The 20,261-nt window shown below is 34.1% G+C and carries 16 protein-coding genes; 10 read left to right on the plus strand and 6 right to left on the minus strand.

All coding sequences use genetic code 11. The features are described 5' to 3' along the window. Positions 1-5: 5 nt before the first annotated feature. On the minus strand, positions 6-875 hold the full coding sequence (locus tag H3S74_RS00830; RefSeq protein ID WP_198246981.1) for a neutral zinc metallopeptidase: 870 nt from the start codon (positions 873-875) through the stop codon (positions 6-8). Between the two features lie 481 nt (positions 876-1,356). On the opposite strand from H3S74_RS00830, the gene proP reads away from it, so the two are divergent. Both proP and H3S74_RS00840 read left to right on the plus strand, forming a co-directional pair. After that, a complete protein-coding gene (proP, locus tag H3S74_RS00835; RefSeq protein ID WP_198246982.1) occupies positions 1,357-2,856 on the plus strand; it encodes a glycine betaine/L-proline transporter ProP in 1,500 nt (499 codons plus the stop codon). A gap of 249 nt (positions 2,857-3,105) precedes the next feature. After that, complete coding sequence (locus tag H3S74_RS00840; protein ID WP_198221802.1) at positions 3,106-3,516, plus strand: hypothetical protein; 411 nt, start codon at positions 3,106-3,108, stop codon at positions 3,514-3,516. A gap of 214 nt (positions 3,517-3,730) precedes the next feature. Here H3S74_RS00840 and H3S74_RS00845 read toward each other — a convergent pair whose 3' ends face one another. Further along, positions 3,731-4,201 (minus strand): hypothetical protein, encoded by a 471-nt coding sequence (locus H3S74_RS00845; protein ID WP_198246983.1) that lies wholly within the window; start codon positions 4,199-4,201, stop codon positions 3,731-3,733. 747 nt (positions 4,202-4,948) lie between these two features. Between H3S74_RS00845 and H3S74_RS00850 the strand changes: the two genes are divergently transcribed. Both H3S74_RS00850 and dld read left to right on the plus strand, forming a co-directional pair. Next, positions 4,949-5,320 carry a hypothetical protein gene (locus tag H3S74_RS00850; RefSeq protein WP_146208341.1) on the plus strand — a complete coding sequence of 124 codons (372 nt, stop codon included), beginning with the start codon at positions 4,949-4,951 and terminating at the stop codon, positions 5,318-5,320. Between the two features lie 244 nt (positions 5,321-5,564). After that, a complete protein-coding gene (gene dld, locus H3S74_RS00855) occupies positions 5,565-7,280 on the plus strand; it encodes a D-lactate dehydrogenase (RefSeq protein WP_110448250.1) in 1,716 nt (571 codons plus the stop codon). Between the two features lie 82 nt (positions 7,281-7,362). On the opposite strand, the gene mutS is transcribed toward dld, so the two are convergent. Further along, entirely contained in the window at positions 7,363-9,921 is a 2,559-nt protein-coding gene (mutS, locus tag H3S74_RS00860) for a DNA mismatch repair protein MutS (protein ID WP_198246984.1), read from the minus strand. Between the two features lie 469 nt (positions 9,922-10,390). On the opposite strand from mutS, the gene gapA reads away from it, so the two are divergent. Next, entirely contained in the window at positions 10,391-11,386 is a 996-nt protein-coding gene (gene gapA, locus H3S74_RS00865) for a glyceraldehyde-3-phosphate dehydrogenase (protein ID WP_086363477.1), read from the plus strand. A 141-nt stretch (positions 11,387-11,527) separates the two neighbouring features. Here the strand turns inward: gapA and H3S74_RS00870 are convergent, their stop codons facing one another. From H3S74_RS00870 to yjgA, 3 genes are all read right to left on the minus strand, one after another. Then, the gene (locus H3S74_RS00870; protein WP_025315032.1) at positions 11,528-11,737 is read right to left on the minus strand and encodes a cold shock domain-containing protein; all 210 of its coding nucleotides are present in this window, start codon (positions 11,735-11,737) and stop codon (positions 11,528-11,530) included. Between the two features lie 397 nt (positions 11,738-12,134). After that, positions 12,135-12,665 carry an inorganic diphosphatase gene (gene ppa, locus H3S74_RS00875; protein WP_065578025.1) on the minus strand — a complete coding sequence of 177 codons (531 nt, stop codon included), beginning with the start codon at positions 12,663-12,665 and terminating at the stop codon, positions 12,135-12,137. 69 nt (positions 12,666-12,734) lie between these two features. Beyond that, on the minus strand, positions 12,735-13,271 hold the full coding sequence (yjgA, locus tag H3S74_RS00880) for a ribosome biogenesis factor YjgA (RefSeq protein WP_198246985.1): 537 nt from the start codon (positions 13,269-13,271) through the stop codon (positions 12,735-12,737). A gap of 77 nt (positions 13,272-13,348) precedes the next feature. On the opposite strand from yjgA, the gene pmbA reads away from it, so the two are divergent. The 5 genes from pmbA to spoT all read left to right on the plus strand — a co-directional run bounded on the left by pmbA (position 13,349) and on the right by spoT (position 20,260). After that, on the plus strand, positions 13,349-14,701 hold the full coding sequence (gene pmbA, locus H3S74_RS00885; RefSeq protein WP_198246986.1) for a metalloprotease PmbA: 1,353 nt from the start codon (positions 13,349-13,351) through the stop codon (positions 14,699-14,701). Between the two features lie 6 nt (positions 14,702-14,707). Beyond that, positions 14,708-16,444: a SulP family inorganic anion transporter gene (locus H3S74_RS00890; protein WP_198199255.1), complete on the plus strand. Its 1,737-nt coding sequence runs from the start codon at positions 14,708-14,710 to the stop codon at positions 16,442-16,444. A gap of 37 nt (positions 16,445-16,481) precedes the next feature. Beyond that, on the plus strand, positions 16,482-17,702 hold the full coding sequence (locus H3S74_RS00895) for a CinA family nicotinamide mononucleotide deamidase-related protein (RefSeq protein ID WP_198246987.1): 1,221 nt from the start codon (positions 16,482-16,484) through the stop codon (positions 17,700-17,702). Positions 17,703-17,841: 139 nt separating this feature from the next. Further along, positions 17,842-18,132: a DNA-directed RNA polymerase subunit omega gene (gene rpoZ / locus H3S74_RS00900; protein ID WP_034903119.1), complete on the plus strand. Its 291-nt coding sequence runs from the start codon at positions 17,842-17,844 to the stop codon at positions 18,130-18,132. Between the two features lie 19 nt (positions 18,133-18,151). Next, positions 18,152-20,260 carry a bifunctional GTP diphosphokinase/guanosine-3',5'-bis pyrophosphate 3'-pyrophosphohydrolase gene (spoT, locus tag H3S74_RS00905; RefSeq protein ID WP_198221789.1) on the plus strand — a complete coding sequence of 703 codons (2,109 nt, stop codon included), beginning with the start codon at positions 18,152-18,154 and terminating at the stop codon, positions 20,258-20,260. The last annotated feature ends 1 nt before the right edge of the window (position 20,261 follow it).

The raw sequence follows: 20,261 nt of genomic DNA on the forward strand, positions 1-20,261 counted from the left end.
TTTCCTTATTGAATAAATGTATTGCACTGATCAATTGCTCCACTATCAAAACCACGTTTAAACCAACTATAACGTTGTTTTGATGAACCATGAGTAAAACTATCAGGAATTATATAACCATTATTTTGCTGTTGTAAGCGATCATCGCCAATTGCTTGTACGGTATTTAGGGCTTGTTCGATATCACCCATTTCTAAAATATTCTGTTTTTGCATGGCATTTCCCCATAATCCAGCATAACAATCGGCTTGTAATTCAAGTTTGACTGATAACTGGTTACTGGTCTCGTTAGATTGATTTTGCCTTAATTGTTCAACCTTAGCAAAAATCCCAAGTAAGTTTTGTACATGATGTCCTACTTCGTGAGCAATCACGTAGCCTTGAGCAAAATCACCACCGCCTCCAAGTCGTTGTTTCATCTCTTGATAAAATGATAGATCAAGGTAAACCGTTTGATCGAGATTACAATAAAATGGCCCCATCATTGCTTGACCTGTGCCACAAGCAGTTCGAGTTGCACCACTATAAAGTACTAATTTAGGTGCAATATAGGTTTTACCTAATTGTTGAAACTCTTGACTCCAATAATCTTCAGTACTGGCCAAGATAATTGAGGTAAATTTAGTTGCATTATTATTTATAGAACTATTATCAACAGGCAATGTTGATGATATGGATGTGGTATCGTCTAAATCAATCAGATTGCTATTCAGTAAGCCAGTTAAATCAACGCCGTAATAACCAGCAACTAACACGACAATAAATAAAATAATTTTACCTTTACCACCAATTGGAATCCTTGTTCCAATATCACTTCCTGATTGTGAGCGGCGATCTTCAATGTTATCACTCTCTCTTTGGTTTCTCCAACGCATAGGGAATACCTCATCAGTTTAAGTTATATTATTTTAAAGGATTATAGATAAGGTTACTAGCAATAGACATCCATTACTTGATTAAAAAAGTAAATGATAAAATAGTATGATAAGAGCGTTATTTTTGCTGATTTTAGGTATATAATTTTGGTTATACTCTTTGGAGTATTATTCGTACAAACAAAACTAAATTTGCAATTATATGTGATTAAAGTTTTATCTTAATTCTTTATCTAGTCACTTAGATAACTCTAATTATTTGTCAGTGTTACTTATTATACATTTTTACAACTTTACGATTTTATCTTTTTACTGTATCAATCATTGTGATATGGTCTTCTATTAATAAGAATCGTACACTTTCAACAATAAGTAAGTCAAGTCGGGTAATGATAACTACTGCTGTTTGGCATAGTAGCTAATTAAAGTTAATTATTTGGATTTAAATCTTGATATTGATTAATTTAAAAGGCGGTATTTTATGGCAAAAGTGAATAAAACGAATAATAAACCGTTAGACATTACTGATATTCCCATTATTGATGATAATCAATTAAAAAAAGCGACTTGGGCATCGGCTTTTAGTAATGCTATTGAATGGTATGATTTTGGGGTTTACAGTTTTTTGGCTTATATTATCGGACAGATATTTTTCCCTCATGTATCTCCTAGTGTGCAAATTATTGCTGCATTATCGACTTTTTCGATTCCCTTTTTCATTCGCCCATTAGGTGGCATTATTTTTGGTTTAATTGGTGATAATATTGGCCGTCAAAAAGTGTTATCGATTAGTTTAGTGATAATGTCATTAAGTACGTTTGGTATTGGGCTTATTCCCACTTATGAAACTATTGGTGTTACCTCACCAGTTCTGTTATTAATTGTTAAATTAGCTCAAGGTTTCTCAATAGGTGGTGAATATTCAGGTTCAGCAACGGTTGTTGCTGAATATTCACCAGATCGTAAACGAGGTTTTATTGGTGGCTGGCTTGATTTTGGTTCAATGGTTGGATTTATTTTAGGGGCAGGTCTAGTAGTATTTTTGTCTATGCTACTTAGTCAGTCGGCTTTGTACAGTTGGGGCTGGCGTATCCCATTTTTAATCGCTTTACCTTTAGGTATAATTAGCTTTATATTGCATCATATCTCAGAAGAAACCCCAACTTTTCAACAGCACCTTGAGGCTAGGCAATCAGCTGACATAGCTGAAACATCATCAACTACTGCGCTAAAACAAATTATTAGCCAATATTGGCGACATATCTTAATTTGTGCTGGATTGATCATTGTGACTAATGTGTCTTTTTACTTATTATTAACTTATATGCCAAGCTATTTAGCACATAACCTAAATTATGATACTGAGCACGGCTTGCTAATTATTATCGCTATTATGGTTGGGATGTTAATTATTCAACCCATAATTGGCTTATTAAGTGACAAAATAGGTCGCAAGCCCTTTATATTGATTGGTAGTATTGGCTTACTTCTTTTATCTTATCCAGCATTTGTGTTAATTAATAGCCAACATATTCCACTCGTCTTTTTAGGAGTATTTGTTTTAGCGTTGTTCATAAACTGTTTTACTGGAATTATCACTTCAATATTGCCGGCAATGTTTCCAACCAATATTCGCTATAGTGCCATTGCCAGTATTTTTAATATTGCGATTATTGTTGCAGGGTTAACACCAACACTAGTGGCATGGTTAGTTGAATCAACCGGCAATTTATTTATGCCAGCTTATTACTTAATGATGATAGGTTTTATTGGTGTTATTACTGGTCTTGCAATGCACGAAACAGCTAAAAAACCATTGCACGGTACGACTCCAACTGCGGCTAATCGCTATGAAGCCAAAGCTCTCTTATCTGAACATTTTGATTCTATTGAAGATGAAGTAGAAGATATTGATCAACAGATCGAAGAACTACAAAATAAAAGACAAGAACTGGTTGATCAGCATCCAAAATTGGATTAGAAAGTTTTATTCCCAAAAAATATAAAGATATGCAAAATTTTTGTATTTACTTAATTATTCTGGTTGATTAGGAATTTGCAGGAATAAAATGCTTTAATCCTATAAATGTACAATTTTATATTTTCTATAATGCAATCGGCTACAGCTAATGAGTTCTGTTAGTGCAAAATTTATCTACTGACTTTTGCACTTTTGTGCTTGTTAATATTAAGTTAATATAAAAAATTAAAAACTGGATGATTTAATATTATGGAATATAGAGCTATTAAGACCAAAGAGATAGGTATTATTTATGGCAGAGATGCTATTTATTTGGATGAATTTAGACAGATATTTGGTACAGAATATTGTTGTATTTTTAAAGGTGAATTTAGCTCCTCATTGACGGGTATAAATTCTGACAAACATTTTATTCCATATATTTTTTCTTTTTCTGGTGTTATTTATTATCAGTGTTGCGAATTAGATCTTTATATAAATGAAAAAAAATTAGATTCATCTTTTGATTTAGTTTGTAATTCTAGTTTAATTCAAGAGTTAAAAAACGGCAGCATATCCTCTAAGATAAGCGAAGATCATAAACACTATGTATTACAAACATATGATTATGTTTTTGATATTATTGCAAAAGATTACAAACTCGTGATTGAAAATGAATAATTGAATTTTATTAAGATGAAATTGAAAGTGATGGCGTGTTCTATTCGCTTTGTAAAGCATTTCGGATTATAAGATAAACTACGTTGTTCTAGTATTTTTTATACTTGATTTTTGATTCTATAATTTAGCGTTAAGATCCATTTACTAATAAAATGGATCTCTTATTAAATTGTAGATAGTGGTCGTCATTGGTGGCAAACTATTTTTTAACAGATTAAAACAGCGAATCTTTATGCCAAATATAATGATCTATAGGTAGCCATTGTTCCTTTTGTAGGTGATACCAAACTGTTAAATTTTCTACAGCATTAATTTGCCAAGTTATTTCGGTTATTTTAATTTCCTGCTGCTCAATTTCGTCTGGTTTGAAAATAATTAGCAGCCTTATCCTAAATTCTGTTATTGGACCTTCATCAGTTCCTAAAATATATGTTTCTTTTTCATAGGAAGGAAATTTTTCTAGTGCATCATCTAAGGATAAATTTTTCACCATTTCATAAGAAATATATTGAGATTGAGTATTTTTTTCTGGCACTACTGATGTTTCTTTAATAGGATTTACATCAATAGTTTTTTGTTCGGCAATTGCAGACTTACTACTATAAAATAGAAAAAAGAAAATAATCAATAAATAAAGTTTTTTCATCATATTATTATAAAATTTAGTTATTATATTCCCAACCATTCAATATTTATTTTAAATTTTAATATATTAAATAGTTAATGTACAAAGAATTAAATCTGAGTTAATCTTCTTATCCTTTTCAAATTTTTATCTTCAGCAATATCTATAATTGCTTCTTCTCTATCTATATTAGAATCTAAGGCCTTTTTATATCAATATAAACCAGCGTTTAACCTTTTATTTTTAGGTGTGCTTGTTTCAACAATTTGTTTGCGAAAAGTTACTTAATACATTGAAGTAATTCGTTTTAACTGTCTAATAACGATAATGTCGATTCAATTTTTGCTTTTTCAGGTGATCATTCAATTATTCGGGGTTTAAATCCTACTTGTCCACTGATATATAAGGTCATTAATGTCCCAATCGGGAACAAACGAGATATTGAAGCGATTAAACTTTCATTCTATCTTCATCTCATATCTATCTTCTTTAAAATCAGGTGATTGTAATTTTCCTATGTGATATTTATTAAGTGAAATAGAAAGATCAAGATGATTAGTTTGAAATGATAGCCTGTCTATTGATAAAAGCGATTAAACTATATTTTTTAATTATGAAGTTATGAAATCTATAATACAACAATGTTTAAATTATCTGCATAACCTATATAATATAATTGGAAAAATTAAATGATTTTTCTAATGAAATACAATCTAAAATTATCTAATTTATATGCAAATTTTATACTTTGTTGTATGCTTATTTTCAGTCATCACTTAAGAATATAGTGACAAAGGAATGTTAAATTTGAAAAGTGTTTTTTTATTTCTCATGCTATTTTTGCTGACGATCACAGATAGCTATGCAGCTGTAGTATCAACAAGATTTTATACTATTAGGGGCAATAGTGAACAGGTATTTTTCTTTATTTTTTCTGAATTTTTAATCATATTATTTGTTATTATGATTAGTATTGTTGGCGTTATTGAAAATCGAATACAAAATAAAAATATTAGAAAGCCAAAGAAACCGAAAAAAATATTCAAAACAGATGTACCATTAATAAAATCAGTTCAAGAATTTAAAAAACTAAAAAAGAATAGTAACCAACACCGTATATTTGCTTTTTTAGGAAAGTATTTTTATCGACTAAAAGAATTTTTTAGCAAAAAAAGTTGAGGAACGCTATTTTTAAAACTCAAAAATGTATGCATTGTTCAATAAAACTTTAATCTTCATTCTTTATACCACCTCTATACACTAATAATTATCTTTTATTTTTATTCCTTTTAGCTTTTTGTGTCAGTTTTGTCCTTTCTCTCTGTAAAGTGTAATGTGCTCTTTTCAATAAATTTAATTGGTTATAATATGATCAGGAAGAGTTGAATATTTGTCTAATTCTAATTTAAATAAGGGAACCAAAATGACAGTGAATAATAGTACATCAGGCCTTGTTGAAAAGTTAAAAAGTATTGTTGGCGATAAATATACCTTAACTGATCCAAGTCGTACTTTACCTTATCGCCAAGGTGCGCGTTTTGGCCTAGGGGATGCATTAGCGGTGGTTATACCTGGCACACTATTAGAGCAGTGGCAAGTTTTAAAAGCTTGTGTTGAAGCTGATGTTATTGTAATAACTCAATCAGCTAACACTGGTTTAACAGGTGGTTCAACGCCAGATGGTAATGATTATGATAGACCGATAGTTATTGTAAGTACCCGTCGATTAGATGGTATTCAAGTAATTGAAAATGGCGATCAGGTTGTCTGTTTGCCGGGTAGTACGTTATTTCATTTAGAAAAAGAACTAAAAAAATATCATCGTGGACCACATTCAGTGATTGGCTCGTCTTGTATTGGTGCTTCAGTATTAGGTGGCGTTTGTAATAATTCGGGTGGTGCGTTAATTCAACGGGGCCCAGCTTATACTCAAATGGCAGTATTTGCTCAATTGGACGAGCAAGGGCAGTTACATTTGGTTAATCATTTAGGTATTGAGTTAGGCGATACGCCTGAAGATATTTTACAAAATCTACAAAATCGTGTTTATACCGATAAAGATGTTAACCCGAACGCAGGTTTAGGGCATGATCACCATTATTGTGATCATGTGCGACAAATCGATGCTGATACGCCGGCTCGATATAATGCAGATCCAGCTCGTCACTACGAAGCGTCAGGTAGTGCAGGGCGGTTAATGGTATTTGCGGTGCGATTAGATACGTTTCCATTAGAAGAAAATACTGCAGTGTTTTATATTGGCACGAATAATACCAATGAACTGGATGATATTCGTCGTCATATTTTAGGACAATTTAAAAATTTACCAGTATCTGGTGAGTATATTCATCGAGATGCGTTTGATATAGCTGCAGTATATGGTAAACATCTATTTTTAGCGATCCAAAAATTGGGCACCGATAACATACCTCGCATGTATGCTTTGAAGAATTTTGTTGATCGAATAATGAGTAAAATTCCCTTCATTTCGGGCAGTTTTTCCGATAAATTTGCCGTGACTGTTTGTAAATTGTGGCCAAATCATTTGCCAAAATCGATGCGTGATTATCGTGATCGTTATGAACATCATTTGATTTTAAAAATGTCTGATGGAGGCATAGCTGAAGCTGAGGCATTTTTGCAGGACTATTTTGCTACCAGTTCAACGGAAAAACGTAATGGCAGTTATTTTCGTTGTAATGATAAAGAGGCAGAAGCCGCAATGTTGCACCGTTTTGCCGTTGCTGGTGCGGCGACAGTTTATCGTAATGTGCATACTAAAACGGTTGAGGATTTAGTCGCGTTAGATATCGCTTTGCGACGTAATGATAAAGATTGGTTCGAAACCTTGCCTGAAAGTATTAGTCAGCATTTTATTCATAAGTTATATTATGGTCATTTTTTCTGTTCAGTGTTCCATCAAGACTATTTGGCAAAAAAAGGTACTGACTGTGCTAAAGTGGAAGAGGAGATGTTGGTGATACTTGATCAGCGTGGAGCGCAATATCCAGCTGAACATAATGTTGGCCATTTGTATCATGCTAATTCAGATTTGAAAAACTTTTACCATGAGTTAGATCCAACTAATAGTTTCAATCCAGGTATTGGTAAAACCTCCAAGAAGAAATTTTGGAAATAATTCAAACCAAAATTCTAAAATTATCACCGCCACTATTAATTTAATGGCGGTTTTTGATTAATTTACTATCATTGTTGATTAGTTAAAGTAATTTTTTTAATTGGTAAATGGTTTCTAACGCTTGTTTTGGTGTTAGTGCATCAGGATCGATCTGTTGTAGGGCTAGTTCGACTTCTGATGGTTCTGCATCGCCAATAAAGGTAAGTTGTGAGCTTTCAACATAGCTATTAGCTGATTGTTTAGAAATGACTTCTAGCTCTTTTAGTTTTTGTTTGGCGCGTTTTAAGATGGTTTTAGGTACTCCTGCAAGTCCTGCTACCGCTATACCGAAACTCTTGCTTGCAGCACCTTCTGAGACTTCATGAATAAAGGCGACAGTATTATCATGTTCTATTGCATCAAAATGGATGTTATAAACACCTTGCATCTGTTCTGGCAATTGAGTTAGTTCAAAATAGTGGGTAGCAAATAGAGTCATCGCTTTGATTTGGTTAGCCAAATTTTCAGCACATGCCCATGCTAGTGACAGACCATCATAAGTTGACGTTCCACGCCCAATTTCGTCCATTAAAACTAAACTATTTGGTGTCGCATTATGCATAATATTAGCGGTTTCAGTCATTTCCACCATAAAGGTTGAACGTCCCGAAGCTAAGTCATCGGAAGCACCAATCCGTGTAAAAATACGATCAACAGGACCAATGATTGCTTTAGAGGCAGGAACGAAACTACCAATATAAGCAAGTAGAATGATTAATGCAGCTTGACGCATATAGGTACTTTTACCACCCATGTTTGGACCAGTTATAATTAGCATTCTTCTATTTGGTGATAATGATAATGAGTTGGCAATAAATGGCTTTTGTAATACCTGTTCTATTACAATGTGTCGGCCATCTTTGATTTCAATACCTGCTTGATTGGTTAAGGTTGGACAATAATAATTAAGCGTCAAGGCTCTTTCAGCAAGGTTGGTTAGTACATCAAGTTCCGCAATTGCATCAGCACTGATTTGCATATCAGCTAATGATGGCATCAGTTGATCGAATAGTTGTTCATAAAGTTGTTTTTCTAGAGCTAAAGCTCGCCCTTTAGATGTTAAAACTTTATCTTCGTACTCTTTTAACTCAGGAATAATATAGCGTTCGACATTTTTTAGTGTTTGTCTTCGCGTATAATGGATTGGTGCTAAATGACTTTGCCCACGGCTAATTTGGATGTAATAACCATGAACCGCATTAAAACCAACTTTCAATGTATCAATGCCTAAAGTTTCACGCTCGCGAATTTCGAGCTGTTCTAAATAGTTGGTTGCACCATCTGCTAAATCACGCAGTTCGTCCAGCTCTTGATTATAACCGCTAGCAATGACACCTCCATCACGAATAATTACTGGTGGTGATTCAATAATTGCTCGATTTAATAGATCGGCTATTTGATCAAATTGATTGATTTTAGCTCGCAATGCAATGAGTGCCGGTGCCTTAAGTTCAGACAATGATTGCTGAAGTTGTGGTAAAAGGTTGTAGGCATCACGTAATCGAGCAAAATCACGCGGACGTGCACTTCTTAATGCTAATCTTGCCAAAATTCGTTCAAGATCACCGATTTGTTTTAATAATGGTTGTAAATCGATAATATTATTCTGTAATTCACTTATTGCTTGTTGACGATTGTGTAAAATAGATAGATTGCGTATCGGTGAATGCAACCATCTTTTAAGCATTCGACTACCCATAGCGGTTTGGGTTTTATCTAAAATGTCGGCAACGGTATGTTCAGTACCACCCGATAAATTTTCAGTAATTTCTAGGTTTTTTCTGGTAGCTGCATCTAAGACTACAAAGTCAACAGGCGATTCTTTAATTATTGACCGAATATGAGGCATAGCCGTACGTTGGGTATCTTTGACATATTGCAATAAGCATCCCGCTGCACATAATGCATAATGACAATTCTCAACTCCGTAACCAACTAAATCATTAGTACCAAATTGTAAATTAAGTTGTTGTTTTGCCGTTTCAAGATCGAAATCCCATATAGGTCTTCGCCTTAAACCATGACGATGTTCAATCAAAGACAGCGATTCGAAATTTTCTGGATAGAGTAATTCGACAGGGGAGGTTCGTTGTAATTCTGCTTGTATTGCTTCGGGATTATCACATTCAAATACAAAGAAACGTCCAGAACTCATATCTAAAGTTGCATAACCAAAGTGCTCTTTTTGTTGCCAAATACAAGCAAGTAAATTGTCTTTGCGATCTTCTAACAATAATTCATCACTTACAGTACCGGGAGTAACAATACGAACAATTTTACGTTCAACCGGTCCTTTACTTGTTGCAGGATCGCCAATTTGTTCGCAAATTGCGACTGATTCACCAAGTGAAATGAGTTTGGCTAAATAACTTTCAACCGCATGGTAAGGTACTCCGGCCATCGGAATAGGTTGACCATTAGATGAGCCTCGTTTGGTTAGTGAAATATCCAAGAGCTGTGAACCACGTTTAGCATCTTCATAAAACATCTCATAAAAATCCCCCATACGATAAAATAGCAAAATATCAGGATTTTCAGCTTTCAACTTTAGATACTGGCGCATCATTGGTGTGTGGTCGGTAAAATCTTGGTTATCAGTCATAGTGTTATTTCTTTAATGTTTAAAATTCAATTTATCAAATCTATTGCAATTTCAACTTCTATCGCAGAATCTCATAGTCAGACAGCCAAATGGCTTATGATAGTAAAATTTTGTAACTAAGCTAAGCTAGCATAAATTATTGCTAGAATAATATATATTAGGTTTATGGTCGATAAAATCTTCGCTATGAAATTGTTACTTAATTTGAAGCGGTATCATTCTTATAATCCAACTTATTATAACGAATTATTTTTACTTAATGCAGTGGTTATTTTTATGCTGAGAGTAAAATTTTTTATTACATTAATTATTTGATTTTATTTAATATTGTCTATAATTTCTTTTATGGTTAAAAACTATTTGATTAATTCGTGCCTAATTATGTGTAATGGTCTTGAATAAGCCCCCAAAATTTGGTAGTTTACTGCAAGTTATTTTTATCATTTAAAACAAAAAGAAGGTAATTGTTATGACAATCAAAGTAGGTATTAATGGTTTTGGCCGTATCGGTCGTATTGTTTTCCGTGCTGCTCAAAAACGCTCTGACATCGAAATCGTTGCTATCAATGATTTATTAGACGTTGATTATATGGCTTATATGCTTAAATATGATTCAACTCACGGTCGTTTTGACGGTACTGTTGAAGTTAAAGACGGTAAATTAATCGTTAACGGTAAAACAATCCGCGTTACTGCTGAAAGAGATCCTGCGAACTTAAAATGGAATGAAGTAGGTGTTGATGTTGTAGCTGAAGCAACTGGTTTATTCTTAACTGATGAAACTGCTCGTAAACACATCCAAGCTGGTGCTAAAAAAGTTGTTTTAACTGGCCCATCTAAAGACAATACTCCAATGTTTGTTATGGGTGTTAATGATAAAGAATATGCAGGTCAAGATATCGTTTCTAATGCTTCTTGTACTACTAACTGTTTAGCGCCTTTAGCTAAAGTAGTTAATGATAACTTCGGTATCGTTGAAGCGTTAATGACTACTGTTCACGCAACTACAGCAACTCAAAAAACTGTTGACGGTCCATCTCACAAAGATTGGCGTGGTGGTCGTGGTGCTGCTCAAAACATCATCCCATCATCAACTGGTGCAGCTAAAGCTGTAGGTAAAGTTATTCCTGAATTAAATGGTAAATTAACTGGTATGGCTTTCCGTGTTCCAACTCCTGACGTTTCTGTTGTTGACTTAACTGCACGTTTAGAAAAACCAGCTAAATACGAAGACATCTGTAAAGCTATCAAAGCAGCAGCAGAAGGTCCAATGAAAGGCGTTCTTGGTTATACTGAAGATGACGTTGTGTCTACAGATTTCTTAGGTGAAGTTTGTACTTCTGTATTTGATGCTAAAGCTGGTATCCAATTAAGTGACAACTTTGTTAAATTAGTTTCTTGGTATGATAACGAAGTTGGTTACTCAAACAAAGTATTAGACTTAATTGCAGTTGTTGCTAAATAATTAGAAGCAGTTGTAATTGCAAAAAAGCGACCTTGTGTCGCTTTTTTTAGTTCTAATAAAGAAATTATATTCTACCTTAATAAAAAAAACGCCTATTTCGAGAAATAGGCGTTTTGTTTTTATTATTTAATTAAAGTTTAATTAGATAACAACTACTTCAGCCGCTGCTGGTCCACGAGGGCTATCTTGGATAGCAAATTCGACTTGTTGTCCTTCAGCTAAGGTTTTAAAACCATCACCAGAGATTGCAGAAAAATGTACGAATACATCTTTGCTACCATCGGCTGGAGTGATAAAACCGAAACCTTTACTTTCGTTGAACCATTTTACTTGGCCTGTTTTTTTATTCATTTACTAGACATCCTAACAATAATTAATAATTTGCCTTATCGGCAGTTTAGGCATTAACTAAACATTAATACACCCACTCATAAACTAATCTAACTAGTCTGGAACTAAATTAGAAAGTTAATCGTTTTCATAAAAATGCTTCTTGTTGTTAGCCCGTTACTATTACCTCACAATTTAAAATCGAAAGCAAGATGTTAATGACAATTTTTTCATCTTAGTGCGCGGTTTTATATAAAATTTTTATATTAAATAGTGTAATTTGATAAATGACAAATTGTAGTGGTGCTAAGTTATTGAAGTTATTTCGAAAGTAAAAAAAAGTTTAAAAACTGAATCATAAAAAATTTTTCTTATGACTCAGTAGAAATGATTACTTTTTTGAATAATTTAGGTAGGATTACTTCTGTTTGGCTCTTTCAAAAGATTCAATTATTTCTTTACGAGCGGCTTCAGCATTATCCCAACCATCAACTTTTACCCATTTACCTTTTTCTAGTGCTTTGTATTGTTCAAAGAAGTGTTTGATTTGTGATTTTAATAATTCAGGTAAATCGTCTACATCTTTAATATGGTCATATTCTTTTGATAGTTTAGTATGCGGTACTGCAACTAATTTAGCATCAGAACCTGCTTCATCAGTCATTTTCAAAACACCAACTGGACGACAACGAATTACAGAACCTGGTTGTAATGGGTATGGAGTTGGAACTAATACGTCAACTGGATCTCCATCAAGTGATAAAGTGTGATTAATATAACCGTAATTACATGGATAAAACATTGCAGTTGCCATAAATCTATCAACAAATACTGCGCCTGTATCTTTATCGACCTCATATTTAATCGGGTCAGCATTCGCTGGGATTTCAATCACAACATAGATGTCATCTGGTAATTCTTTACCGGCTGGTACGTTTAATAGTCCCATTTTTGTATCCTCTATCTTTTATTAGTTAGTAGTATTTAATCATAAATATAAAGCGAACATTATAAAAACTTACTCTGTTTCGCACAATTCTTTTAAATATTGAAAAATTTGTCTGGCTGTTTTTGGTGGTTTATTTGCAGCTAGCTCTTTTTTAGCTGAACGCGCAAGTGTGCGTAATTGCTGTCTATCTGCGGTAGGAAATAACTCCATAATTGATTCAGCATCGCCAGTTTCGATCAATTCATCACGTAGTTTCTCTAATCGGTGAAACATGGCAACTTGCTGATTATGGCGATTTTTGAGTTTATCCAATGCCTGTGTAATCGGTTCAATATCACGATTTCTAAGTAATTTACCTATGTATTGAATTTGTCTACGATAGCCTTCTTTTTTTATTTTTTGAGCTAATTCAATAGCATATAATAAGTCTTCATCAAGTGGGATTTTACTTATTTCATTTTTGCTTAAATTGACAAGTTCGACACCTAATTTTTTAAGCACCTCGGCATCTCTTTTGATTTCACTTTTACTAACGTAAATAATTTCATCATCTTCTTGATTTATATTGAAGTCGGGTTCTAGATTTGGCTCTTGATTGTTATTCATGCTATTTCTTTTGTTAACTAAAATTAAATTCTGGCATATTATAACGTATCACTAGCAGAATTGTAGAAAATAATAAAATGAGTATTGAACAAATTAAAAAAGATGCGATAAGCCAACAACAACATCTATCCGCTATTGTTGCCGATGCTATCAAACAAGCACAAGCTCGGGTCGATTCAGTAGAGGTGTCGATTAATCAATCTACTGGTATTAGTGTCAGTACTAGAGAAGGGGATACTGAAAATGTTGAATTAAATAGTGATGGTGCATTAGGTATAACCGTCTATCAAAATCAACGTAAAGGCAGCGCATCTACCAGTGACTTGTCGCCACAGGCGATCAGCCAAACAGTGGATATGGCTATCAATATTATGCAATATACTTCACCTGACCCATGTTCTGGTTTAGGCGATCGTGAGTTAATGGCATTTGATATTCCCGATTTAGATCTTTTTCATCCAAGTGATTTAAATGTTGATAATGCAATAGAACAAGCTAAACAGACGGAACTAACTGCGCTTACTGAGTCTTCATTAATAAGTTGTGATGGTGGTTATTTTAATAGCCGTTATGGTGTTTATGTCTATGGTAATAGTTTAGGAATGTTACAAGGCTACTGTGCCAGTTCGCATTCACTTTCTTGCTCGGTGATTGCTGAGCAAAATGGGCAAATGGAGCGTAATTATGCCTATACTTCATCTCGGGAGATTAATGAGCTGCAATCACCTGTTTGGGTAGGAAAACTCGCCGCTGAGAAAGCTGTTGCCCATTTAGGTGCTAAACAAATTCCAACCATGCAAGTACCTGTCCTTTTTTGTTCTGAAGTAGCCGTGGGTTTAATAAGGCATTTAGTTGCCGCAATTAGTGGTGGTTCGATTTACCGAAAGTCTTCTTTTTTGTTGGATAGTGTAGGAAAAGCAATTTTTCCCGCTTGGCTGACAATTTTGGAAGACCCATATATTTTAAGAGGAGTAGGTTCTTCACCATTTGACAGTGAAGGGACGAGAACTGTTAAGCGCAATATTATTGAACAAGGTATTTTGCAAACTTATTTATTAAGTAATTATTCAGCCAAAAAACTGGGTTTGAAATCTACTGGACATGCAGGTGGTATACATAATTGGTTAGTCTCACCAAGCCAAACTGATGCTGATTTCACTGCAATGTTAAGAAAACTAGATAAAGGCGTTGTTATTACGTCATTAATGGGACAAGGTGTTAACAATGTGACCGGTGATTATTCGCGTGGAGCTACAGGTTTTTGGGTTGAAAATGGTAAAATCCAATATCCAATTAATGAAATTACCGTTGCCGGTAATCTTAAAGAAATATATCAGAATATTGTAGCGATAGGTAATGATATTGAAACAAGAAGTAATATACAATGTGGTTCAATATTGATTGAGAAAATGAGTATAGCAGGAAAGTAATTAAACATGGGAAAGTTTACTAATAGTGCATTATTCCAAAAAATCATTTTTTGGATGCCTGGGCTGATGAGTTTATTGCATTATAAGCGAGAATATCTCAATTTTGATATTAAAGCTGGATTGTCAGTAGCTGCGGTTTCGTTACCAGTTTCAATAGCATATGCTGAACTGACTGGCGTGGGAGCAATTGCTGGCTTATATTCGACCATCTTGCCACTGATTGTGTATGCACTATTTGGTTCTTCTAAACAATTAATCGTTGGGCCAGATACAGCAACTTGTGCAGTTGTAGCCGCTGTAGTTTTCCCTTTAGCTGCTAATGATCCCGTTTTGCGTTGGCAATTAGTTGTATTATTAACCATTATGATTGGTATTTGGTGTCTAATTGCCGGTAAACTTCACCTAGGGGCTTTAGCTGATTTATTAAGCCAACCGATTTTAATTGGTCTTTTAAATGGTATATCAATTACGATTATGGTTGATCAGCTCGCCAAAACATTGGGATTTCAGTATGACTACTCTTATTTGATTGAGCGGATTGTTTATTTTCCTTTAAAGATATCACAAATTCATATATTAACTGCGTTAGTATCATTTTTTACTTTAGTAATATTGGTAGCTTTAAAAAAATTTAAACCACGTTATCCGGCACCACTGTTTGCGGTCATTATTATGACTTTTTTTTCATGGCTGTTTAATTTTGAACAATATAACGTTCGGATTATTGGTAGCGTGACCAGTGATTTCATTCCAGCAGAATCATGGTTAGATTTTGATAAAGGCTTAATGCGAAATCTAGTCGTTCCTTCTCTTAATATTGCCGTTATCTGTTTTGTTAGTATGATGATAACGGTACGTAGTTTTGCTTCTAAAAATAATTATGAAACCAATGCCGATGTGGAATTTAAAGCATTGGGTATGGCCAACATAGTTGCTGGGTTATCCCAAGGATTTGTTGTTAGTGGTACTTCATCTCGAACAGCTGTTAATGATGCTAATGGCGGTAAAACCCAATTAGTGTCAATCATAGCAGCTGTTTTAATAGGTTTTGTAGTGTTGTTCTTTTTATCTCCATTACAATACATTCCTACCTGCGTATTAGGCGTGATTCTCATCTATTCTTCGTTGTCACTTATTAATTTTCAAACCATTATTCGGTTTTTTAAATTTGATCGCGATGCATTCTATTTAAGTTTAACTACACTTATTTCAGTTTTAGTTATTGGTATTATTCCGGGGATGGCGCTGGCGGTTTTATTAGGATTATTTTTATTTTTACGTCGTGTTTTTAGACCGAATGATCAACTATTAGGTGTTGATGATGGTGGTCGAATTCATTCAATTGGTTCAGATGTCAAACCATTGAGTAATACTATGATTTATCGATTTAATTCGCCACTTACTTATTTTAATATTGCCTATTTTAAGCGTAGAATCATCAATTATATTGATGATTCTGCTGATCCGATCAATTATGTCATTGTCGATGCGATACCTTGTTTTACTTATAAAGATGTTAGTGTGTTGACGGGTATTGATGAATTGGTAAATTCATTAAAAGTTAGAAATGTTGTGCTAATTTTGGCTGGTCGACGCAAAACATTAAAAAATTGGTTTAAACAGATGAATCTTAAATTAGATAGTGATTATATCGAATTTGCTTATGACCTCTATTTTGCTGTGCGATTAGTGCAAAGTAAGGAGCATATGGATAGTAAAGAGGATGAAGAAGTTATTAACTAAACATTGAATAATCATTTTTAATTAACTAAGGGTAATTATGGCTAACATCAAAGATCGTATTAAAATTGAAATGCTTAGTACCGGTGATGAAGTTTTATATGGTCAAATTATTGATACTAATGCTGCATGGTTATCTGATTTTCTGTTTCAAGAGGGTATTATCATTACTTCTCGTCATACAGTAGGGGATAATTTATCAACGCTGATTGATACTTTGCAAGAGCGTAGTTTGCAAAATGACATTTTAATTGTCAATGGTGGATTAGGGCCGACTAGTGATGATCTTAGTGCTCAAGCAGCCGCACTGGCTAATAATGAATCGTTAGTTTTACACGAAGAATGGCTTAAGTCACTTGAGCGTTATTTTCTTAATCGTGGTAGGGCTATGCCTGCAAGTAATATTAAACAAGCTATGTTACCTCAAAGTGCGACGTTAATTGATAATCCTATTGGTACCGCATGCGGTTTTAAAATGAAGCTGAATAATTGTCTATTATTCTTTACTCCTGGTGTACCTTCTGAATTTAAACAAATGATTCAAAATGAGATTCTCCCCGAGATCAAGTTCAACTATCCACTGACTGAGAGCCAACTTTGTTATCGATTAACAACAATGGGCCGAACTGAAAGCGATTTAGCACAAGAAATTGACGCCGTACTCGAGATTCCAGAAAATATCACGATAGGTTATCGTGCTGCAATGCCTATTATTGAATTAAAATTAACGGGTCCTGAAAGCCAAAAAAATGAAATGGATAAGCTATGGCAACAAATTAAATCGATTGTTAATGCTAATTTGCTTTATGAAGGTGTATTAAATGAATCAGATGAGTCAGGATTGGCTCATGTGGTATCAAAATTATTGCACGATAAAAATCAATCTGTCGTTATTATTGAACAGCAATCAGTGGGGATGATTAGTTATCAATTGCTCGAAGCTGATGCGCCTGTCATAAAATCAGAGATTGTACCTTTATTATTGGATGATCCGAGCAGTTATTTCACAAAATTATTAAAAGAACATGGTGCTAATATTGCGATCGGTATTATCAATTTTCAAGAAAAGAATAGTCAATTTACTTTAATTATTGCAACATTAAAAAAAGTATTGCATTTCAACTTAAAGTATATTGGTCGAAGTCAAAGCAAAAGAACGCAGCAACAAGTTTTGGCAGCAATTGCGTTGGATGGCTTACGACGTTACCTTTTAGATATGCCTATAATAGGTGCTAATGTTTGGCTAGAGGTAATGGAATAGATATTTATTATTTTAATTTATCAAAAATAGTGAATTTTGCATAACATAGTAATATTAGTTATGGACAATTCGCTACAAAATTAAGTAGAATAGCGGATCTTTCAATTGAAGCATATAAGTTAAAATATTAGAGGTAAAAATGGCTCGTGTAACTGTCCAAGATGCAGTAGAAAAAATTGGTAATCGCTTTGATCTCGTTTTAGTTGCCGCAAGACGTGCTCGTCAATTACAAGTCGAAAATAAATCGCCACTAATTCCAGAAGAAAACGATAAAGAAACTGTGGTTGCTTTACGCGAAATTGAAGATGGACTTGTCAATAAACAAATTCTTGATACTGCTGAATTCCAAGCTCGTCAAGATGAAGAATCAGAAGTGCGTACAGCCCTTCATGAAACGGTACTTTTAGAAAATACTCCTTCATACGAATAAACATTGCTGAGAATTGCCCATGCAATATTTTGAAAGCTTAAAAGAGGTAGTTGCATCTTATCTTCCTGTCAAGCAAGTTGAATTGATCCAAGCTGCATATCTCTTTGCTAAGCAAGCACATGAAGGGCAATTCCGATGTAGCGGTGAACCATATGTAACCCATCCAGTTGCTGTTGCAGCCATTTTAGCTGATATGCGGCTAGATTATGAAACCATCATCGCTGCACTTTTGCATGATACTATCGAAGATACACCGGTAACCTTCCAAGATATTACGCAGAAATTTGGTAAGCATGTTGCAGTTTTAGTGGAAGGGGTTTCAAAACTTGATAAGTTAAAATTTAGAAATCGACAAGAAGCTCAAGCTGAAAATTTTCGGAAAATGGTTTTAGCCATGACCGAAGATGTGCGAGTAATTTTAATTAAATTAGCTGATAGAACGCATAACATGCGTACTCTTGGTGCTTTAAGACCAGATAAACGTCGCCGTATTGCTAAAGAAACTTTAGAGATTTATGCGCCATTGGCTCATCGTTTAGGCATTCATCATATTAAAACTGAGCTTGAAATACTTGGTTTTACTGCTATGCATCCTAATCGAGCTAAGGTTCTTAAAAAAGTGGTTAAAATTGCTCGAGGTACCAGAAAAGAACTGATCCAACAAATTCTCTCCGAAATACGAAGTCGTCTAGCAGATGCAGGTATTGATGCTCAAGTAGAAGCGCTTGAAAAGAATATCTATGCGATTTATCAGAAGATGCAACTGCGTGAACAACATTTTCATTCAATTATGGATATTTATATTTTCCGAATTGTAGTGGAAGATGTTGATGCTTGTTATCGTGCACTTGGTTTAGTGCATAATTTATATAAACCACGCCTTAATCGTTTTAAAGATTATATTGCTATTCCTAAAGCTAATGGTTACCAATCATTGCATTCATCATTAATTGGTCCGCATGGTACCCCGGTAGAGGTTCAAATACGAACTGAAGACATGGAACAAATGGCGGAAATGGGCGTTGCTGCGCATTGGATTTATAATGAAAATGATGAGTTAAACAATACCACCACTCAGATTAAAGCCCAACGCTGGATGCAAAGTTTGCTAGAACTTCAGCAAAGTGTTGGTAATTCATTTGAATTTATTGAAAATGTTAAATCAGACCTTTTTCCAAAAGAGATTTATGTTTTTACTCCAAAAGGTCGTATCGTCCAATTACCTGAAGGCTCAACAGCAGTTGATTTAGCTTATGCAGTGCATTCTGATATTGGTTTCCAATGTATTGGTGCGTTAGTTGATCGTAAACCTTATCCGCTTTCTCAACCTTTAAGTAATGGCCAAACTGTCGAAATTATAACTTCGCCAGAAAGTCGTCCTAATGCTAGCTGGCTAAATTTTGTCGTTAGTGCTAAAGCACGATCTCGTATTCGCCAAGCACTAAAAACATTAAAAAGAGAAGATGCAATTGAGTTAGGGCGTCGTCTACTTAATTTAGCGTTAATTAAATCAGGTGGTATTGAATCGTTAACACTCAAACAGAAAGATCGTATTGTTGAGTTAACCAAGTTAACATGCTTCGATGATGTATTAGCCGAAATTGGTCTTGGTAACATCATGTCCCATTTTATTGTTAAAGGTTTAGAACATAAAGCGCTTTTATCTAATCAATCTGATACCAATAAAACCCTAGTTATTACCGGTAGTGAAGGCGTTTTAGTGACCTTTTCAAAATGTTGTCATCCTATTCCTAATGATCCGATTGTTGGCCATGTTAGCCCTGAAAAAGGTTTAACCGTTCATCATGAATCATGTCGCAATATTAGTGGTTATCAAAATAACCCAGAAAAATATATTGCACTTAAGTGGGCACCAAATATCGAACAACTATTTGTTGCTGAGATTTGGATAGATATTATTAATAGTCAAGGCACTTTAGGTCATATTCTTTCGATTATTAATGACGAAAAAGCTCATATTCAGTGGTTGAATACCGAAGAAAAAGATAGGCAAATTTATACAATTATTTTGCAGCTTGAAGTTAAAAACTCACAACAATTAAATGATTTAATTAGAAAGTTATCACTACAACAAGATGTAGTGAGTGTGATACGTAATATTAATTAAT

The organism is Gilliamella sp. W8126 (genome assembly GCF_016102185.1).
Taxonomy (GTDB): Bacteria; Pseudomonadota; Gammaproteobacteria; order Enterobacterales; family Orbaceae; genus Gilliamella; species Gilliamella apis_A.

Coding starts and splice junctions, on each gene's coding strand:
- gapA (WP_086363477.1), top strand. CDS start 10,391: ATGACAATCAAAGTAGGTATTAATGGTTTTGGCCGTATCGGTCGTATT.
- pmbA (WP_198246986.1), top strand. CDS start 13,349: ATGAGTATTGAACAAATTAAAAAAGATGCGATAAGCCAACAACAACAT.
- dld (WP_110448250.1), top strand. CDS start 5,565: ATGACAGTGAATAATAGTACATCAGGCCTTGTTGAAAAGTTAAAAAGT.
- spoT (WP_198221789.1), top strand. CDS start 18,152: ATGCAATATTTTGAAAGCTTAAAAGAGGTAGTTGCATCTTATCTTCCT.
- H3S74_RS00890 (WP_198199255.1), top strand. CDS start 14,708: ATGGGAAAGTTTACTAATAGTGCATTATTCCAAAAAATCATTTTTTGG.
- H3S74_RS00845 (WP_198246983.1), bottom strand. CDS start 4,201: ATGGTTGGGAATATAATAACTAAATTTTATAATAATATGATGAAAAAA.
- H3S74_RS00870 (WP_025315032.1), bottom strand. CDS start 11,737: ATGAATAAAAAAACAGGCCAAGTAAAATGGTTCAACGAAAGTAAAGGT.
- ppa (WP_065578025.1), bottom strand. CDS start 12,665: ATGGGACTATTAAACGTACCAGCCGGTAAAGAATTACCAGATGACATC.
- mutS (WP_198246984.1), bottom strand. CDS start 9,921: ATGACTGATAACCAAGATTTTACCGACCACACACCAATGATGCGCCAG.
- yjgA (WP_198246985.1), bottom strand. CDS start 13,271: ATGAATAACAATCAAGAGCCAAATCTAGAACCCGACTTCAATATAAAT.
- H3S74_RS00895 (WP_198246987.1), top strand. CDS start 16,482: ATGGCTAACATCAAAGATCGTATTAAAATTGAAATGCTTAGTACCGGT.
- H3S74_RS00830 (WP_198246981.1), bottom strand. CDS start 875: ATGCGTTGGAGAAACCAAAGAGAGAGTGATAACATTGAAGATCGCCGC.
- rpoZ (WP_034903119.1), top strand. CDS start 17,842: ATGGCTCGTGTAACTGTCCAAGATGCAGTAGAAAAAATTGGTAATCGC.
- proP (WP_198246982.1), top strand. CDS start 1,357: ATGGCAAAAGTGAATAAAACGAATAATAAACCGTTAGACATTACTGAT.
- H3S74_RS00840 (WP_198221802.1), top strand. CDS start 3,106: ATGGAATATAGAGCTATTAAGACCAAAGAGATAGGTATTATTTATGGC.